General features: G+C 68.5%; 13 protein-coding genes and 2 pseudogenes. 12 read left to right on the forward strand and 3 right to left on the reverse strand.

The genetic code is table 11. The annotated features are described in order from the left end of the window. Positions 1 to 57: 57 nt before the first annotated feature. Both AB0K00_RS30870 and AB0K00_RS30875 read left to right on the forward strand, forming a co-directional pair. Positions 58 to 474, forward strand: coding sequence for a hypothetical protein (locus tag AB0K00_RS30870; RefSeq protein WP_363527283.1), 417 nt, complete (start codon positions 58 to 60; stop codon positions 472 to 474). A 117-nt stretch (positions 475 to 591) separates the two neighbouring features. Continuing rightward, entirely contained in the window at positions 592 to 1,158 is a 567-nt protein-coding gene (locus AB0K00_RS30875) for a hemerythrin domain-containing protein (RefSeq protein ID WP_363527286.1), read from the forward strand. Between the two features lie 239 nt (positions 1,159 to 1,397). Here the strand turns inward: AB0K00_RS30875 and AB0K00_RS30880 are convergent. Further along, positions 1,398 to 1,829: pseudogene (locus AB0K00_RS30880) on the reverse strand (SDR family oxidoreductase); the annotation flags it as partial. On the opposite strand from AB0K00_RS30880, the gene AB0K00_RS30885 reads away from it, so the two are divergent. Both AB0K00_RS30885 and AB0K00_RS30890 read left to right on the forward strand, forming a co-directional pair. After that, on the forward strand, positions 1,752 to 2,855 hold the full coding sequence (locus AB0K00_RS30885; protein WP_363527289.1) for a GAF domain-containing SpoIIE family protein phosphatase: 1,104 nt from the start codon (positions 1,752 to 1,754) through the stop codon (positions 2,853 to 2,855). The pseudogene AB0K00_RS30880 and the gene AB0K00_RS30885 sit on opposite strands and share 78 nt — an antisense overlap. A 151-nt stretch (positions 2,856 to 3,006) precedes the next feature. After that, positions 3,007 to 4,080: a hypothetical protein gene (locus AB0K00_RS30890; RefSeq protein WP_363527292.1), complete on the forward strand. Its 1,074-nt coding sequence runs from the start codon at positions 3,007 to 3,009 to the stop codon at positions 4,078 to 4,080. A 4-nt stretch (positions 4,081 to 4,084) separates the two neighbouring features. Here the strand turns inward: AB0K00_RS30890 and AB0K00_RS30895 are convergent, their stop codons facing one another. Further along, entirely contained in the window at positions 4,085 to 4,309 is a 225-nt protein-coding gene (locus AB0K00_RS30895) for a DUF1345 domain-containing protein (RefSeq protein ID WP_363527294.1), read from the reverse strand. A 176-nt stretch (positions 4,310 to 4,485) separates the two neighbouring features. On the opposite strand from AB0K00_RS30895, the gene AB0K00_RS30900 reads away from it, so the two are divergent. The 8 genes and pseudogenes from AB0K00_RS30900 to AB0K00_RS30935 all read left to right on the forward strand — a co-directional run. Next, on the forward strand, positions 4,486 to 5,850 hold the full coding sequence (locus AB0K00_RS30900; RefSeq protein WP_363527297.1) for a cytochrome P450: 1,365 nt from the start codon (positions 4,486 to 4,488) through the stop codon (positions 5,848 to 5,850). A gap of 9 nt (positions 5,851 to 5,859) precedes the next feature. Next, positions 5,860 to 6,756, forward strand: coding sequence for a terpene synthase family protein (locus AB0K00_RS30905; protein ID WP_363527300.1), 897 nt, complete (start codon positions 5,860 to 5,862; stop codon positions 6,754 to 6,756). Then, positions 6,753 to 8,417, forward strand: coding sequence for a prenyltransferase/squalene oxidase repeat-containing protein (locus AB0K00_RS30910; protein ID WP_363527303.1), 1,665 nt, complete (start codon positions 6,753 to 6,755; stop codon positions 8,415 to 8,417). The genes AB0K00_RS30905 and AB0K00_RS30910 overlap by 4 nt, the downstream gene beginning before the upstream one ends. Positions 8,418 to 8,571: 154 nt before the next feature. Continuing rightward, complete coding sequence (locus AB0K00_RS30915; RefSeq protein ID WP_363527306.1) at positions 8,572 to 10,995, forward strand: nitrate- and nitrite sensing domain-containing protein; 2,424 nt, start codon at positions 8,572 to 8,574, stop codon at positions 10,993 to 10,995. Positions 10,996 to 11,049: 54 nt separating this feature from the next. Further along, positions 11,050 to 11,469 carry a roadblock/LC7 domain-containing protein gene (locus AB0K00_RS30920; protein ID WP_363527309.1) on the forward strand — a complete coding sequence of 140 codons (420 nt, stop codon included), beginning with the start codon at positions 11,050 to 11,052 and terminating at the stop codon, positions 11,467 to 11,469. A 9-nt stretch (positions 11,470 to 11,478) separates the two neighbouring features. Continuing rightward, positions 11,479 to 11,865, forward strand: a complete 387-nt coding sequence (locus AB0K00_RS30925; RefSeq protein WP_363527312.1) for a DUF742 domain-containing protein — start codon at positions 11,479 to 11,481, stop codon at positions 11,863 to 11,865. Beyond that, a complete protein-coding gene (locus AB0K00_RS30930) occupies positions 11,846 to 12,442 on the forward strand; it encodes an ATP/GTP-binding protein (protein WP_363527315.1) in 597 nt (198 codons plus the stop codon). Before AB0K00_RS30925 ends, AB0K00_RS30930 begins: the two co-directional genes overlap by 20 nt. 170 nt (positions 12,443 to 12,612) lie before the next feature. Further along, positions 12,613 to 12,917 (forward strand): annotated as a pseudogene (locus AB0K00_RS30935) (hypothetical protein); the annotation flags it as partial. 51 nt (positions 12,918 to 12,968) lie between these two features. On the opposite strand, the gene AB0K00_RS30940 reads toward AB0K00_RS30935, so the two are convergent. Further along, the gene (locus AB0K00_RS30940) at positions 12,969 to 14,609 is read right to left on the reverse strand and encodes a ubiquinol-cytochrome c reductase cytochrome b subunit (protein WP_363527318.1); all 1,641 of its coding nucleotides are present in this window, start codon (positions 14,607 to 14,609) and stop codon (positions 12,969 to 12,971) included. Between the last annotated feature and the right edge of the window lie 552 nt (positions 14,610 to 15,161).

A 15,161-nucleotide genomic window follows, 5' to 3' on the forward strand; every position in this document is an offset into this window, starting at 1 on the left:
TCGATCCGTGAGCTGACCGGCGGCCGGGGTGCGGACTCCGTCATCGACGCGGTCGGCATGGAGGCACACGGCTCACCGGCGGGCAAGCTGGCGCAGACGGTCGCCGGGCTGCTGCCTGACGCGGCCGCGGCGAAGCTGATCGAGAAGTCCGGCGTGGACCGGCTCGGTGCGCTGTACCTGGCGATCGACGCGGTCCGCAGGGGCGGCACGATCTCCTTGTCCGGCGTCTACGGTGGGACCGCGGACCCAATGCCGATGATGGACCTGTTCGACAAGCAGATCCAGCTGCGGATGGGGCAGGCGAACGTGAAGCGCTGGGTGCCGGAGATCCTGCCGTTGCTGACCGGCGACACCGATCCACTCGGCGTGGACAGCTTCGCGACCCACCGCGTGCCGCTGGACGCGGCACCGGAGGCGTACGAGAATTTCCAGGAGAAGAAGGACGGCACCGTGAAGGTGCTCCTGCGTCCCTGACCGATGTGTACAGGGATTGCCAGCGGTGCCCGGCGAACGAGAATGCTTGTTCTGACGTCCATGGGGTAACGGCCAGGGAAAGTTCTTGAGCAGCTCATGCCCAATGGAGGTTCTTCCGTGACGACAACCGAACAGCAGCAGGATGTCATTGAGCTGCTGCTGCAGCAGCATGATGAGATCAAGACACTCTTCGCGCAGGTAAAGTCCGCCCGCGGCGACGCCCGGCAGGAGGCGTTCCAGGCGCTGGTGCGGCTGCTCGCGGTGCATGAGAGCGCCGAGGAGCAGGTGGTCCACCCGGCGGCCCGCCATGACGTCGGCGATGCCGTCGTCGACGCCCGTCTGCAGGAGGAGAGCGAGGCCAAGCACGTGCTGTCCGACCTTTACGACCTCGGTGTCGACTCGCCGGAGTTCCCGGCGAAGTTCGCCGAGTTCGAACAGGCCGTTCTGGCCCACGCGACGCATGAGGAACAAGAGGAGTTCCCGCAGTTGCGCCGTGCGACCGAGCCGGACAAACTCCGCCGTATGGCTGGCGCCGTCCGCGCGGCCGAAGCGCTCGCACCGACCCGTCCGCACCCTGCCGCCGGTGAATCCGCGGCCGGTACCATGGTGCTTGGGCCGCCGGTCGCGGTGTTCGACAAGATGCGTGACGCGGTGCGTGACTGGCGCCAGTCCCACAACGACTGAATCCCTGGCCACCGTGTTGGGCGGCGGTGCGGCATCCGCGGTCGGCGCCGCGTCTCGTCGCTGGTCGCGGTCCCACGAGGGCCCGGCAAAGAAAACGACGCGCGCACCGCGGAGGCGGGGAGGCCCAGTTCCTGCGCCGCCTCCGGTCCGCAGCCACCGTGGATCCGTGGCGGCTGCGGACCGGCGGCGAATGACGACGCGTCGAGGGCTCAGCTCTGACAGGAGCCGGCCGGGCCCGCTCAGAGGATCGGCTTGCCGCCGGTCACCGGAACGATCGCGCCGGAAATGTAGCTCGCATCGTCGGAGGCCAGCAGCACATACGCCGGCGCGACCTCCGCGGGCTGCCCCGGCCGGCCGAGTGGCGTGTTCTTTCCGAACTCATCGACCTGCTCGGGTGGCATCGTCGACGGGATCAGCGGCGTCCAGATCGGGCCCGGCGCGACCGCGTTGACCCGTACGCCGTGCTCGCCGAGCATCTGCGCCAGCCCTGCGGTGAAGTTGGCGATCGCGCCTTTCGTGGTGGCGTACGGCAGCAGCGTCGGCCGCGGCATGTCGTAGTTCACCGAGCTGGTGTTGATGATGGACGACCCCGGATGCAGGTGCGGCAGGGAGGCCTTCACCAGCCGGAACATCGCGTGGATGTTGATGTCGAAGGTACGCGTCCACTCCTCGTCGCGACCGCGGCCGTCGGCCTGGAGCGCGAGGTGCTGCTCGGGGTACGGGTACCGTTCGGTCAAGGCTTCGCCGGTCACGTCGCGGCCAGCGCCCAGCCGCTCGTCATCGACCACGTCGACGACACCACCGTAGTGAGCCCCGTCCTGGTCAGCGAACACCTCGTCGCCATGCTCGGCGTACCGATGCTCAGCGGCGGCCGGGTCATCGGCGTGCTACACGTCGGCACCCGCACACGGCGACTGTTCACCGTCGCCGACATCGAGCTGCTCCAGATGGCTGCCGAGCGCGCCGCGCACGCCACCGTGGCCCGCTCCCACAGCCTCGACCGGGCCGCCGCATATGCGCTGCAGCGCAGCCTCCTGCCGGACCGGCCACCGACGCTGCCCGGCCTCGACATCGCCGTGCGGTACGTGCCCGGCAGCGACGCCGGCGTCGGCGGCGACTGGTACGACGTGTTCGCCCTGCCCTCCGGCACGCTCGGCGTCGCCGTCGGTGACGTCGCCGGCAGCGGCCTGCACGCCGCGGTCGTCATGGGCCGCATCCGCTCCGCACTACGCGCCTACGCCATGGAAACCGACGACCCCGCCGACGTGCTCACCCGACTGGACCGCAAGGTCCAGCAGTTCGAACCCGGCGCCATGGCCACCGTCATCTACGCCGTCATCTACGCCACCCTGGACACGGTGACACTGTCCAACGCCGGGCACATGCCGCCGGTGGCACTCACCGCAGGTAGACCGGCCGAACTGCTCAGGATCGGACCGAACCTGCCCATCGGCGCCTACCCCGACATCGCCCGCACCGCCACCACCCGGCAACTACCACCCGGGTCCGGGCTGTTCCTCTACACCGACGGGCTCGTCGAACGGCGCAACCGGCCCATCTCCGACGGGCTCAACCTGCTCGCCGCCAGCCTCACCGACGGCGACGCCGACCAACTGTGCAGCGCCGCCATGACCGCGCTGCTCGACGCCAGCCAACCAACGGACGACGTCGCGATCCTCGCCCTACGCCGACCCTAACCGGCCACACCGCCGGGCATCACAGCCGCCGATCGGCTGCACCGTCCATCCGATTCCGGCCGGACCGGCCGGACTGGTGTGCCCACCGTGCGGCCGCCAAGCACGTCCTCTGAACATCTGCTCGCTCTCGGCGCCGCGCCGTAGTCAGCGATTGCGTTCGCTGCTGAGCCACGCACGATCGCCGCAGTGCGCAGGCCTTCCTCAACAGTGGCGCATCACTTGTCTTGCGGGCAACAGCGCGATGCCGGCGAGAGAAGCAACGAGATTTGCCCGCTGCGCGCTGCTGGCCCTGCTGCGCGCGCCTGATACGCGGCTCGACGACCGCGCCGTGTGCCGCCTGCTGGTGCTGGTCGGGGTCGGCTCGCTGGTGTTGCTCACCGTCCGCCAGCTCGGGCCCGCGCTGCTGACGCTCATCGTGACGGCGTGCGCGACGCTGGCCCGTCCCGGTCGCATCGCCCAGCTTTGGCGGCGCCGCGACACACGTTGGATCATCGCCTGCTCGTGGTCGCTCGGTCTGGCCGGTTGGCTCGGCTGGCTGGCGTACTCCGGCGTGGCCCGCGTCGCGCCGGTCGCCCGCGACGCGCAGCACCTCACCTCGGCACAGCTGGCGCAGCTCCTGGCCACCCGGCGCATCCCTTTCTATTTCCAGCAGATCGTCGGCCAATTCGGTTACGGCGAGACCAAGCTGCCACTGGCGGTCGTCGCGGCCTGGTACCTGCTGCTGGGCGCCTTGGTGGTACCGAGCCTGATCCACGGCGGCCGCCGGCTCGCCCTCGTCGCCGCCTCGCTCGGCACCGCCTCCATCGGCCTGCTCGTGGCCCTGGAACTGCACTATCTGCCGAACATCGGCTGGTTCGCGCACGGCCGGTACGCAATGCCGGCAGCCGCCGGTGTGGTGCTGTGCGCCGCGAGCGCGCCGCAGTTCGAGCGCCGGCTGGTCCGGCTGGGCCGCTTGCGCCGCTATTGCACTTGTCCTGATCGGCTCCGCCGCAGTGCTGCACCTGTACATCCTTGCGTTCGTGATGACACGTTTCCAGTCCGGCCCGGGCGCACGCCTCGACCCGTTCGCCGGCGCCTGGCGGCCACCGGTCGGCACACTGCTGCCGTTGCTGGCGGTGCTGGCCGGCGTGACCATCATCGGCGCGCTGAGCGCGGCGATGGCCGGCAACGCCGCTACGCCGGACACCGAACCGGATCCTCGGCGTCGGGCCCGGTTCGCCGGTGACTCGTCAGCGGCTCAGCGCTGCGACGAGGTTGATGGTGAGCGCAACGATGACGGTGTCGAACAGGTAGGACAGCAGGGCCTGGCGCAGCACGGCGGAGCGGAACGCGGCGGTGCGTAGCTTCGTGTCGGAGACCTGGAACGTCATCCCAACGGTGAACGCGAGGTAGGCGAAGGCGCTGAACTGCGGGCAGGGTGCCGGGGTCGATGCTGTGGCTGGTCGGCGTGTCACTGTGACATCATTCGATGGGTTTTGTAGGCATGCACGGCGGGGCATCGACATGAATGAGATTGATCCTACCGCTCGCCGTGGGCAGGTGAGATGATCGGGGGCGATGTGGAACGTGCGTACTGTTTGAGCGCCCCGGTTCCGTGAGCCCCGGGCTTTTGGGGGGTCCGTTGTCAGCCTTGCAGGATGTCACGGCCGGCTCCGTACCATTGCGCCGGGCGCTGCCACGGCTCGTCCGCGGTCCGCTCGATGCGTTGGTCGGCTTTGCCGACGAGGCCGGCGGCGAGGTCGTACGGTTGAACCTCGGCACGTTCCGCCCGTACCTGGTGACTCATCCCGAGCACCTGCAGCACATTCTGCGGGACAACGCCGCCAATTATGTGCGTGACGGCAAGGGCCTGCTCTGGCGGCCGGTACGCCGGGCGGTCGGGGAGGCGATCCTCGTCGCGGAGGGGCCGCTGTGGGAGTCCAGCCGGAGCGTCCTGCAACCGCTGTTCACAGCCAAGCGGGTCGAGACGCTGATCGACAAGATGGCCGCCGCGATCGGCGAGGCGGTCGACGTGCTGGACGAGCCGGCCAGGGCTGGACAGACGGTCGACGCTAGCGACACGCTGTCCCGGATCGTATGCCAAGCCACCATGCGGGTGCTCTTCGGAGACAAGATTTCCGTTCCCGACGCGCTGCGGGTCGTCTCCGCGCTGGGCACGATCGCGACGGCGATGGTTCCTCGGCTTCTTGTGCCGTTCATGCCCTACGCGATACCCATGCCGGGCGATCGCGCGTTCCGCGGTGCGGTCCGGACCATCGACGATGTGGTGCTCCCGATCATCCGCGAGACCCTCCGCCGACCGGGCGACGGCCAGGACATCATCTCCACCTTGTGCCGGACGCGCGTCGTCAACGGTCAGGAGATCACCGAGAAGCAGATTCGTGACGACGTCGTGGCGATGTTCTCGACGTCGACCGAGACGACTATCGCGGTGCTGTCCTGGTTGTGGCCGGTTCTCGACACGTATCCCGAGGTGGCGGCCCGGCTCTACGACGAGATCGACCAGGTGGTCGGCGCGGACCAGATCCAGCGATCGCACGTGGCCGAGCTTCGGTACACCCGGATGGTCCTGGACGAGCTGCTGCGCCTATACCCGGCCGGCTGGATGATCCCGCGCACGGCCGTGGCCAGCGAGGTCCTGGGCGGAACGCGGATCGCGAGCGGTGCGACGATTCTCGTCAGTCCGTACGTCACCCAGCGGATGGCGGCGTTGTGGGAGCGTCCCGACATCTTCGAGCCGGAGCGGTTCTCTCCCACCGCGCCACGACGTCAGCACCGGTACTCCTTCTTTCCCTTCGGCGGCGGCCCGCATCAATGCCTTGGGCAGTACCTGTTCCTCCTGGAGGCGCCACTGATCATCGCAACCCTCCTGAGCCGGTTCCGGATCCAGTTGCACGGCGACGCCGACCTCACCCCACGGATGGGTGCCTCACTCCGGCCACGTCAGAGCGCACGGTTGACGCTGGTGCCCGTCGACCGCTCCCGCGCGCGCTGAGGAGCCCGCGTGCACACACCGCTCACCAGCCGCGATGAAATACTGGTGGGGTCGGAGCACGGTAGGATCTGTGCCTTGGCTGCCGCCGGCCAGCGTGATCTACAGCAGTGCGTCACCGCTCACCCCGAGCTGTTCGCGGCCAAACCTTTCGACGCCACCCTCTTCAGCGCCATCGCCCATGCCACCGCGTTCGGCGCTCCCTGGTGCACGGTCGAGCAGCTGCAGATCGCGAACCGGGCTTCGCTGTGGGTCTTCGCGGCCGACTGGCTGATCGACTACCTGGCGACATCACAGGATGAGGTGACGGCAATCGTCGCTGATTGCCTCGCCGTCGCGGATGGCGCCGCGCCGACGGCCGCCAGCCCGCTCGGGTGCCTCCTGGCCGAGATCCGGGACGGGTTGGCGACGACACCCTCGTTCCTGACTGGGCGTCGACTCTGGCGCGAGGAGGTCGAGCGAATGTTGGCGGCCATGGCCCAGGAATGGGAGTGGAAGTCCGCTCTCGCCAGCGGAGCGACCGGGCCGACGTTCGACGGATACCTGGACAACGCCGACAACACCGGACTCTCGTTCGTCAACGTCTCGCATTGGCTTTTCACCGGCGACCGGGCCTGTCTGGAACAACTCGGCGAGCTCACCACGGCCAGCCGTGAGGCACAGCGCGTGCTGCGACTCGTCAACGACCTTGCCACTCACGAGCGCGATGCGGTCTGGGGTGATCTCAACGCCCTCATGTTGACCGACCACGTTGACGTGTCCCGGCGGATCACCATGCTCGTTGAGCGCTGTCATGATCTGCTGCGCCCATTGGAGACGACCTGTCCCCCGCAGGTCGTCTATCTGGCGCGACAGATCGGGTTCACGAGCGGTTTCTATCAGGTCACAGATTTCTGGGGTGGTTCGTGACGATCGAAGACGCGGGCAAGAGCGTGACGCGGCGCGCGGTGACGGACATCGACGTCGCCGCGTCGGCGCGTGACCTGATCGCCCAGTTGGCGCTCAATCCATGGGGACAGGTCGGCCCATCGGTGTATGAGACCGCCCGACTTGTGACCGTCGCCTCGTGGCTGTCCGGGCACGACCAGCGGGTGCGGTACCTGCTGGACAACCAGCGGCCCGATGGTGGTTGGGGGCCTCGGGAGTGTTACGCCCTCGTCCCGACCTTGAGCGCGACCGAGGCCCTGCTCAGTACGCTCCGCCGCCTTGACACGGGTTCACCAGGCGGCGTCGCCGAGGCGGATTTGGCCGGCGCGGTTGATCGAGGGTTGCGGGCGCTGTTCGGCTGGCTGCAGACGGGCGCACTGTCAGTTCCGGACACTCCGGCGATCGACGTCATCGTGCCGGCCTTGGTGGCCGCCATCAATGAGCATCTCCGCCAGGTCCGCGAAGCGCCGATCAGGGGACTGGCCCCGTGGTGGGGCGACCGCCGCCTCGGCCTGCCCCCGGGCATGAGCGGGGCGCGTCTCGCCGCGGTCCGGCAGCTGCTCACAGCCGGGGTCCAACTGCCGGCGAAGTTGCTGCATTTCCTGGAGGTACTGGGGGACGGGGCGCGAGGCGCGCCCGGCTTGCGTCCCGTACCGCCAGGTGTGGTCGGCGCCTCGCCCGCGGCGACCGCCGCGTGGCTCGGCGGGCCGACAGCGTCGGGATCGGCAGCGTCGGGACCGGCAGGGGCCGCGAGGGAGTTCTTGGAGGGCGTCGTCAGCCGGCAGGGCGGACCGGTGCCGTGCCCGACCCCGATTACGGTGTTCGAGCGTGCCTGGGTACTGAGTTCGTTGGCGCGCGCCGGTGTGCCGCTCACCGTGCCGCCCGCGTTGCTCGAAGAGCTTTCCGCTGCCGTGGAGCCGGCCGGCATCGCCGCCGGTGCCGGACTGCCCGCTGACGCGGACACCAGCTCCGTGATGTTGTACGCGCTTGCCAAGCTCGGCCGGAAAGTCGCTCCGGACAGTCTGTGGGCGTTCGAGACCGAGGCTGGCTTTTGCACCTGGCCCGGTGAGGACGGCTTCTCGGTCACCACCAACGCTCATGTATTGGATGCTTTCGGGCAGCATTTGATCGCTCGTGCCGATGCGCCACCGCGCTATCTCGCGGTGCAGGACAAACTGTCGGCGACGCTGTCGGCCGAACAGCAGGTGGATGGATCATGGTGCGATCGGTGGCACGCCTCGCCCTACTACGCGACGGTTTGTTGCGCGGTCGCACTGGATCGGTTCGGCCGCGGGCCGGCTGCGGTCGAGGCGGTCGCCGCGGCCGTGGACTGGGTCTTGGCGACGCAACGGCCCGACGGGTCGTGGGGCCGGTGGTACGGCACCGCAGAGGAGACGGCATACGCCATGCAGGTGCTGCTGGCCACGCGTAATCCCGCACGTCGCGCGATCGACCAGGCCGTGGGGCGGGGCTACGCCTTTCTGTGCGAGGCCGTCGGTCGACGTGCTGACCCCCCGCTGTGGTATGGCAAGGAGCTCTATCTGCCCGAAGCGATCGTGCGCGCTGCTGTGCTCGCCGCGCTGCACTTGGCGCAGGTACGGTCAGGCTCGGTGGTGTTTGACGCAACTGCCCGACGTCAATAGATATGAACAGCGGCTGACCAGGGCGGCTTGAGGGAGCCATCGAACGCTGTTACGGTGCCGGTGGTCGGCGTCTACGAGGTTGGAAGTTGCAGCACGATCGACTTTCGCCAAATAGCGTCGACATTTGCTTCCCGGCCCCGCGGTGGATGGTGTAATGGATTCTCGCAGGACGAATCTGCGTACGAAAATTACCGCGCTACTGGTTTCGCTGGCTGCCCTGTGGGCATTCGCGGCGTGGGTGACCCTGCGGGAGGGTCTGAACCTGTTCTGGGTTCAGGCGCACAACAGCAGGATCTACCAGCCAAGCGAGCCGCTGCTGAGAGACCTGCAGACCGAGCGTCGGCTCTCGACGGCCTATCTCGGTGACCCCAGCAACCAGCAGCGTCAGGACCTGGCTGCCGGACGGCGGGAGACCGAGCAGGCCACGGCAGCGTTCAAGAGGTCGGTTCAGAGCTGGCAGGCCAACCCGTCGGGGGATGGCGAGCTGCAACGGCGGGTCGACAAGGTCGTCGCCGGCCTGGACGGACTGGCCGCCACCCGAGTCTCGATCGACACCCGTGCCATCGACCGCACCACCGCGTCGATCGCGTTCACCGATCTGGTCGCCTCCTTGTTCGAGGTCTACGACTCGTTGGGCGGTCTGGACGACAAGGAGATCGCCGCCGACGCGGCAGCCCTGATCCAGCTCAACCGGACCTGGGAGCTGATCTCCCAAGAAGACGCGCTGTTGACCGGCTCCATCGCAGCCGGCCGGATGACCGCCGATGAACACGCACAATTCGTCCAGATCGTGGGCGCGCAACGGTTCCTCGGCAGCGAGACCGCGGCGAGACTGTCGAGCGCAGACCGGGCCCGATACGACCAGATGGTCAGCGGGAAAACCTTCACGCTCTTCCGAGCCGTTGAGGATCGCGTGATTCTCGACGCGCGACCGGGCGTCAAGCCGCCGACCACCAGGGACGAATGGCGCGCCGCGGTCGAGCCCGCCCTGACCGACTTGCACAACGTCGTAGTGACCGGCGGTAAGGAGATCGTGGAGCGATCCACGCCGGTCGCGATCGGGGTCTTCGTCCGCCTGCTGCTCGCGGCCGGCCTCGGGCTGGTCACCGTCATCGCGTCGATCATCGTCTCGATCACTACGGCCCGGCGGATGCTGCGGCAGTTGGAGCTGCTGCGTGACGCGGCGCGGCAGCTCGCCGACGAGCGCCTTCCGAACGTCGTCGCCCGTCTCAGCCGCGGCGAGCCGGTGGACGTCGCGACCGAGGCGCCACCGCTCGAGTTCGGCAACGACGAGATCGGCCAGGTGGGCCAGGCGTTCAACGCGGTCCAGGAGACGGCGGTGCTGGCCGCCGTTGAGCAGGCCGACCTGCGCCGCAGTGTCCGTGACGTCTTTCTCAGCATCGCCCGGCGCTCCCAGGCGCTGGTCCACCGTCAGCTCGCACTGCTCGACGGCATGGAGCGGTCGGAGGGCGACGCGGTCAAGCTCGACGGCCTGTTCCGCGTCGACCACCTAGCCACCCGCATGCGACGCAACGCCGAGAACCTCATCGTGCTGGCCGGATCCAGCCCCGGGCGGACCTGGCGCCGCACCGTGCCGATGATCGACATCGTGCGCGGCGCCATCGCGGAGGTCGAGGACTACGCGCGGGTCACGGTGTACCCGATCGGGCCGGTGGGGCTCGCCGGCCGGGCCGTCAGTGACGTGATCCACCTCCTCTCCGAGCTGGTCGAGAACGCGCTGTCGTTCTCTCCGCCACACACCGAGGTCCACATCAAGGGCCAGATGGTCGGCGCCGGCTACGTCCTGGAGGTCGAGGACCGTGGCCTCGGCATCGGCGAGGACGACCTCGTCGAGCTGAACCACCGCATCGCCAGCCACCCGGACTTCAACCTGTCCAGCGCCGCCCGCCTCGGCCTGTTCGTCGTGAGCCGGCTCGCCGAGCGGCACGGGATCAAGGTCCAGCTGAAGGCGTCCGCGTACGGCGGCACGACGGCTGTCGTACTGATCCCGCAGAGCATGCTGGGCGAGGACACCGGCGGCGACGAGAGCAACGGAATGCCGGCGTCGAGCCTGCGCGCCTCGGCGTCGGCTCGCGGTACGCACAATCTGGAGGGATCTGTTGAATTCGTTCCGCCAGCGAGTGAACGCGGCTCCGTCGCTCTTGCCGAACACCGGCCGGCGTTCGATCAGGATTTCGCCGCAGCGATGAGCGCGTTGGTGCCGCAACGGCCGGAACGGCCCCGCGCGATGCCGGCAGCCGGGAACGATGCCGAGCCTGCTGCGTCCGCGTCCGCCGACGCGGACAGCCCATTCACCCCGTCGGGCCTGCCCGTCCGGGTGCGCCAGGCCAACATTGTGGCGCCGCTGCGGGACGGCGACCTCGCCACCGACGACCCGGCGCCGGACACGCAGCCGTCGCGGCCGCCCGAGCAGGTGCTCAGCCGGATCTCCTCCTACCAGCAGGGCATCCGCCGGGGCCGCGCCGACGCTCCGCGGCATGCAGCCGACGACATCTCCCCACCGCCACCCCTTCCGACCCGCGCTGGGTCTGCCGGCGACGAACAGCCGATGACGTGAGCAGAGCGACGGGACCGAACTCACCGATCGCCGGCCTGATGTAAGGGGAAACCTGTGGTGCAGAAGACATCGGCGAACGCCGACCTGACCTGGCTGTTGGACGACTTCGTGGCGCGGATCGACCAGGCCGAGCACGCGATCGTGCTCTCCGTGGACGGCCTGCTCAAGGCATCATCGCAAGCGCTCGGCCAGGACGACGCGGAGCATCTGTGTGCGATCGCCGCAGGCATCCAGAGCCTGGCCAAGGCTGCGGGCAAGCGGTTCAACGGCGGACCGCTGCAGCAGACGATCGTGGAGATGAGGCAGGCGTCGCTGCTCGTCACGGCGGCGGGGGACGGCTCGTGCCTGGCGGTCCTCGCGACGGAGAGCGCCGATCTCGGCGTCATCGCCTACGAGATGGCGATGCTGGTCACCCGCGCCGGGAAGTACCTCGGCTCGCCGCCGCGGTTGGACCAGCTCGCGGGGGAGGCGTGACGCGGCCCGATGAGCGTCCCTGAGGAGCCCGTGGAAGAGCAGTGGGTCGACGACCACGCCGGCCCGGTCGTGCGACCGTATGCGATGACCCGTGGAAGGACCCAGCCGGTGTGGGGCGCGTTCGACCGCATCGCGCTGGTAACAGCGACGGTGACCACGACGGCGCCCGAGGCCGGGATGGAGCCCGAGCACCTTGCCATCGTCAGGATGTGTCAGCGGCCGCTGTCGGTGGCCGAGCTGGCGGCGTACCTCAACCTGCCGCTCGGCACCGTGCGCGTGATGCTCGGCGACCTGCTCGACCGGCGCCTCGTCCAAGTGCGTGAACCTCACCCAGCCGGGACACATCCCGACGCAGACATCATAGAGGCGGCGATAAATGGCTTACGGGCACTCTGACGGGGCTCCCACTGCGATAAAGATCCTCATCGCGGGTGGGTTCGGCGTCGGCAAGACCACCATGGTCGGCGCCGTGAGCGAGACCGGTCCGCTGCGCACGGAGGAGGTCCTCACCGAGGCGAGCAGCGGCATCGACAGCCTCGCCGGCGTGGAGGCCAAGTCGACCACCACGGTGGCGCTGGACTTCGGCCGGATCACCATCAACGACCAGTTGGTGCTGTACCTGTTCGGCACGCCGGGCCAGGACCGGTTCTGGTTCCTCTGGGACGAGCTCGCCCTTGGCGCGACCGGCGCGGTCGTGCTGGCCGACACCCGTCGGCTCGACGACTGCTTCCCCTCGGTCGACTACTTCGAACGACGTGGCACGCCCTTCGTCATCGCGGTGAACTGCTTCGTGGGCGCCCGCCGCTACGAGATCCACGAGATCAAGCAGGCGCTGAACCTCGAATCCGAGGTGCCAATCGTGCTCTGCGACGCCCGGCAGCGGCAGGACGGCAAGGACGTGCTGATCGCCCTGCTACAGCACGCCGGCAGCGTGCACACCGGCAGAGCAGCGGCGCGCGTCAACGGCCGTTGAGGCTGGCAGCGGAACGGAAAGTCACGTTACGCCGACCCGCCCGCCCTGCCACCAGGTGCCGCCATAGGGGTCGTGTCGGCGCCACCGGTCGAACCAGCGGGTGAGCCGGCCGATGGCGTCGGCGTGGTGGTCGACGACGTGGTCGTTGGAGCGTCGGGGAGAGTTTTCGTGGCCTCGCCAAATGGCTGGGCGAGGAGGACGAGCTGCGCGGGCGGGTGCAGCTGCGTGGGAACGAGATCGTTCCAACAAACACGCTCGGGGCGCTAACCGGCGGCTTGGTAGCGGTGCCGGGACCGGCCGGCATCGGTGCGTTTGCCACCGCACTGGTCAGTGGTTGCGTACCCGTCGTGCCGACGTCGAGGTGAGCAGACCTGACGGCACCTCGATGACGCTTTCGGCGAAGCACGTCCAAGCGCTCACGGGTGTCGCGGTGAGTCCATGCCGCCTTGCAGACAGGATGATAATAGGTGGGTAGCGGAACTGCTACGTCCAGATCTGTGAGAGCCGAGAGGTGAGATCCTCTCGGCTACTCGGCCTTGTGGCCCGTGGTGGTCTTCCTGCGCTCTTCGAGTTCGCGCCGGGCGGACTTCGGCGGGGCGGACTTCGGCGGGGCGGCCTTCTCGATCGGGACCCAGAAGCCCCTCACCGGTGGAGCGAGCGCTCCGACGCGGTTCATCTTCTTCGGCACCACCCAATCCGCGTACTCCGGGCCGTGCTCCTCCTCGGCGCCCCGGCCGTCGCCGGCCACCGGGAGCGGCTGGTGGATCTCGACGAAGCGGCCGTCCGGCAGGCGCTGGATGATGCCGGTCTCGATGCCGTGGCCCAGCACCTCGCGGTCGTGCTGCTGCAGGCCCAGCGCGATCCGGTACGCCACGTAGTAGGCCAGCGGCGGCAGGATCAGGATGCCGATGCGCCCGGCCCAGACGATCGCGTTGAGGCTGATGTTGAACTTGTCGGCCACCACGTCGTTGCCGCCGGAAACCAGCAGGACCATGTAGAAGGCGATGGCCATGGCCCCGAGCGCGGTGCGGGACGGGTTATCCCTTGGGCGCTGCAGCAGGTTGTGGACAGCCTTGTCCTTCGAGAACCGCTGCTCGATGAACGGGTAGAACATCGGCAACATCGCCAGGAGGCCGGGCAGCACGACCGTGGGCCAGAAGATCGGCGGGAGGGTGTAGCCGTTGCCGAACAAGTGGAATCTGATCTCCCACGCCGGGAAGAGACGGGCCGCGCCGTCGAGGAACATGACGTACCAGTCGGGCTGGCTCGCCGCTGAGACCACCGCGGCCTGGTACGGGCCAAACAGCCAGATCGGGTTGATCTGGAAGAGGCCGGCCAGCGCGGCCAACACGGCGAACACGATCATGAAGAAGCCGCCGGACTTGGCTGCGAAGCCGGGGAACATGCGCACGCCGACCACGTTGTTGTTGGTCCGGCCGGGGCCGGGCCACTGGGTGTGCTTCTGCTTCACCAGCAGGCCCATGTGCACGCTGATGAGCGCGAGCAGCGCGCCGGGGACCAGCAGCACATGCACGATGTAGAGCCGGTCGAGGATCACCTCACCCGGGAACTCACCCCCGAACAGTGAGGTGGTCACCCAGGTGCCGACGATCGGGATGGACAGCATGATCGCGCTGGCGATGCGCAGGCCGGTGCCGGACAGCGCATCGTCGGGCAGCGAGTAACCGGCGAAGCCCTCCAGGAAGGCCATCCAGAACAGCAGCAGGCCGACGATCCAGTTGGCCTCGCGGGGCTTGCGGAACGCGCCGGTGAAGAAGATCCGGAACATGTGCACCACGATCGCGGCCACGAACAGCAGCGCGGCCCAGTGATGCATCTGCCGTATGAACAGACCGCCGCGCACGTCGAACGAGATCTGCAGCGTGCTGTTGTACGCCTGCGACATCTCCACGCCGCGCTGGGGCGCGTAGCTGCCGTCGTAGACGACCTCGCGCATCGACGGGTCGAAGAACAACGCCAGGAAGGTACCGCTGAGCAGCAGCACGATGAACGAGTAGAGCGCGATCTCGCCCAGCAGGAACGACCAGTGGTCGGGGAAGACCTTGCTGAGCAGGCGCCGCAGCGGCGTGGCCGCCTGGAAGCGTTCGTCGAGCGCCCTGGCGGACTTGGCCGGCAGGGCCCGGACGTCGGTCTTGCGTCGTTTCATGACCACTCCCCGAGGGCTGGTCTGACCGCAACTTTTTTGTAGTCCCATTCGGGCTTGCGTACGCTCCAGCGGATTGGGACGTGAGCCTCGCCTGAGCATGGCCACAGGCGGTGACGCACGGCATCAAACCCCGAGGACGCCGGACTGCTCGAGCAGCCACAATGCCGCGATCGCCATGACAAACACGCCAATAGCCGCTACCCGGCAGTGTTCAATACCCCCGCTTGCCGGGCTGCGATCGCTCCTGCGTCGGGCCTTGGGGTTCGTTTTGGGGCTGGTGCGGGTCTACCACGGGCACCTCCCGTGATCGAAGTGCAACCCCGGCTACCTACATTCTACGAGGTCGGCCGCGCTGAAGCTCCTCGCGGAGGTGGTTGACGTGTCGCCGGCGGGCGATCACGGCGTTGGCGTAGCCGCCGGCCGCGTCCAACACGATCTGCGCCCGCAGCCGGCCCCGGTGCGGACTTGTGTGACCCCGGGCGGTCTGCTTCAACCGAGGGGCGGGCGACGGGAACGCCCGCCGGTGACCTCACACCCCGGCTCACCCCGCAT

The organism is Dactylosporangium sp. NPDC049525 (genome assembly GCF_040676755.1).
Lineage (GTDB): Bacteria > Actinomycetota > Actinomycetes > Mycobacteriales > Micromonosporaceae > Dactylosporangium.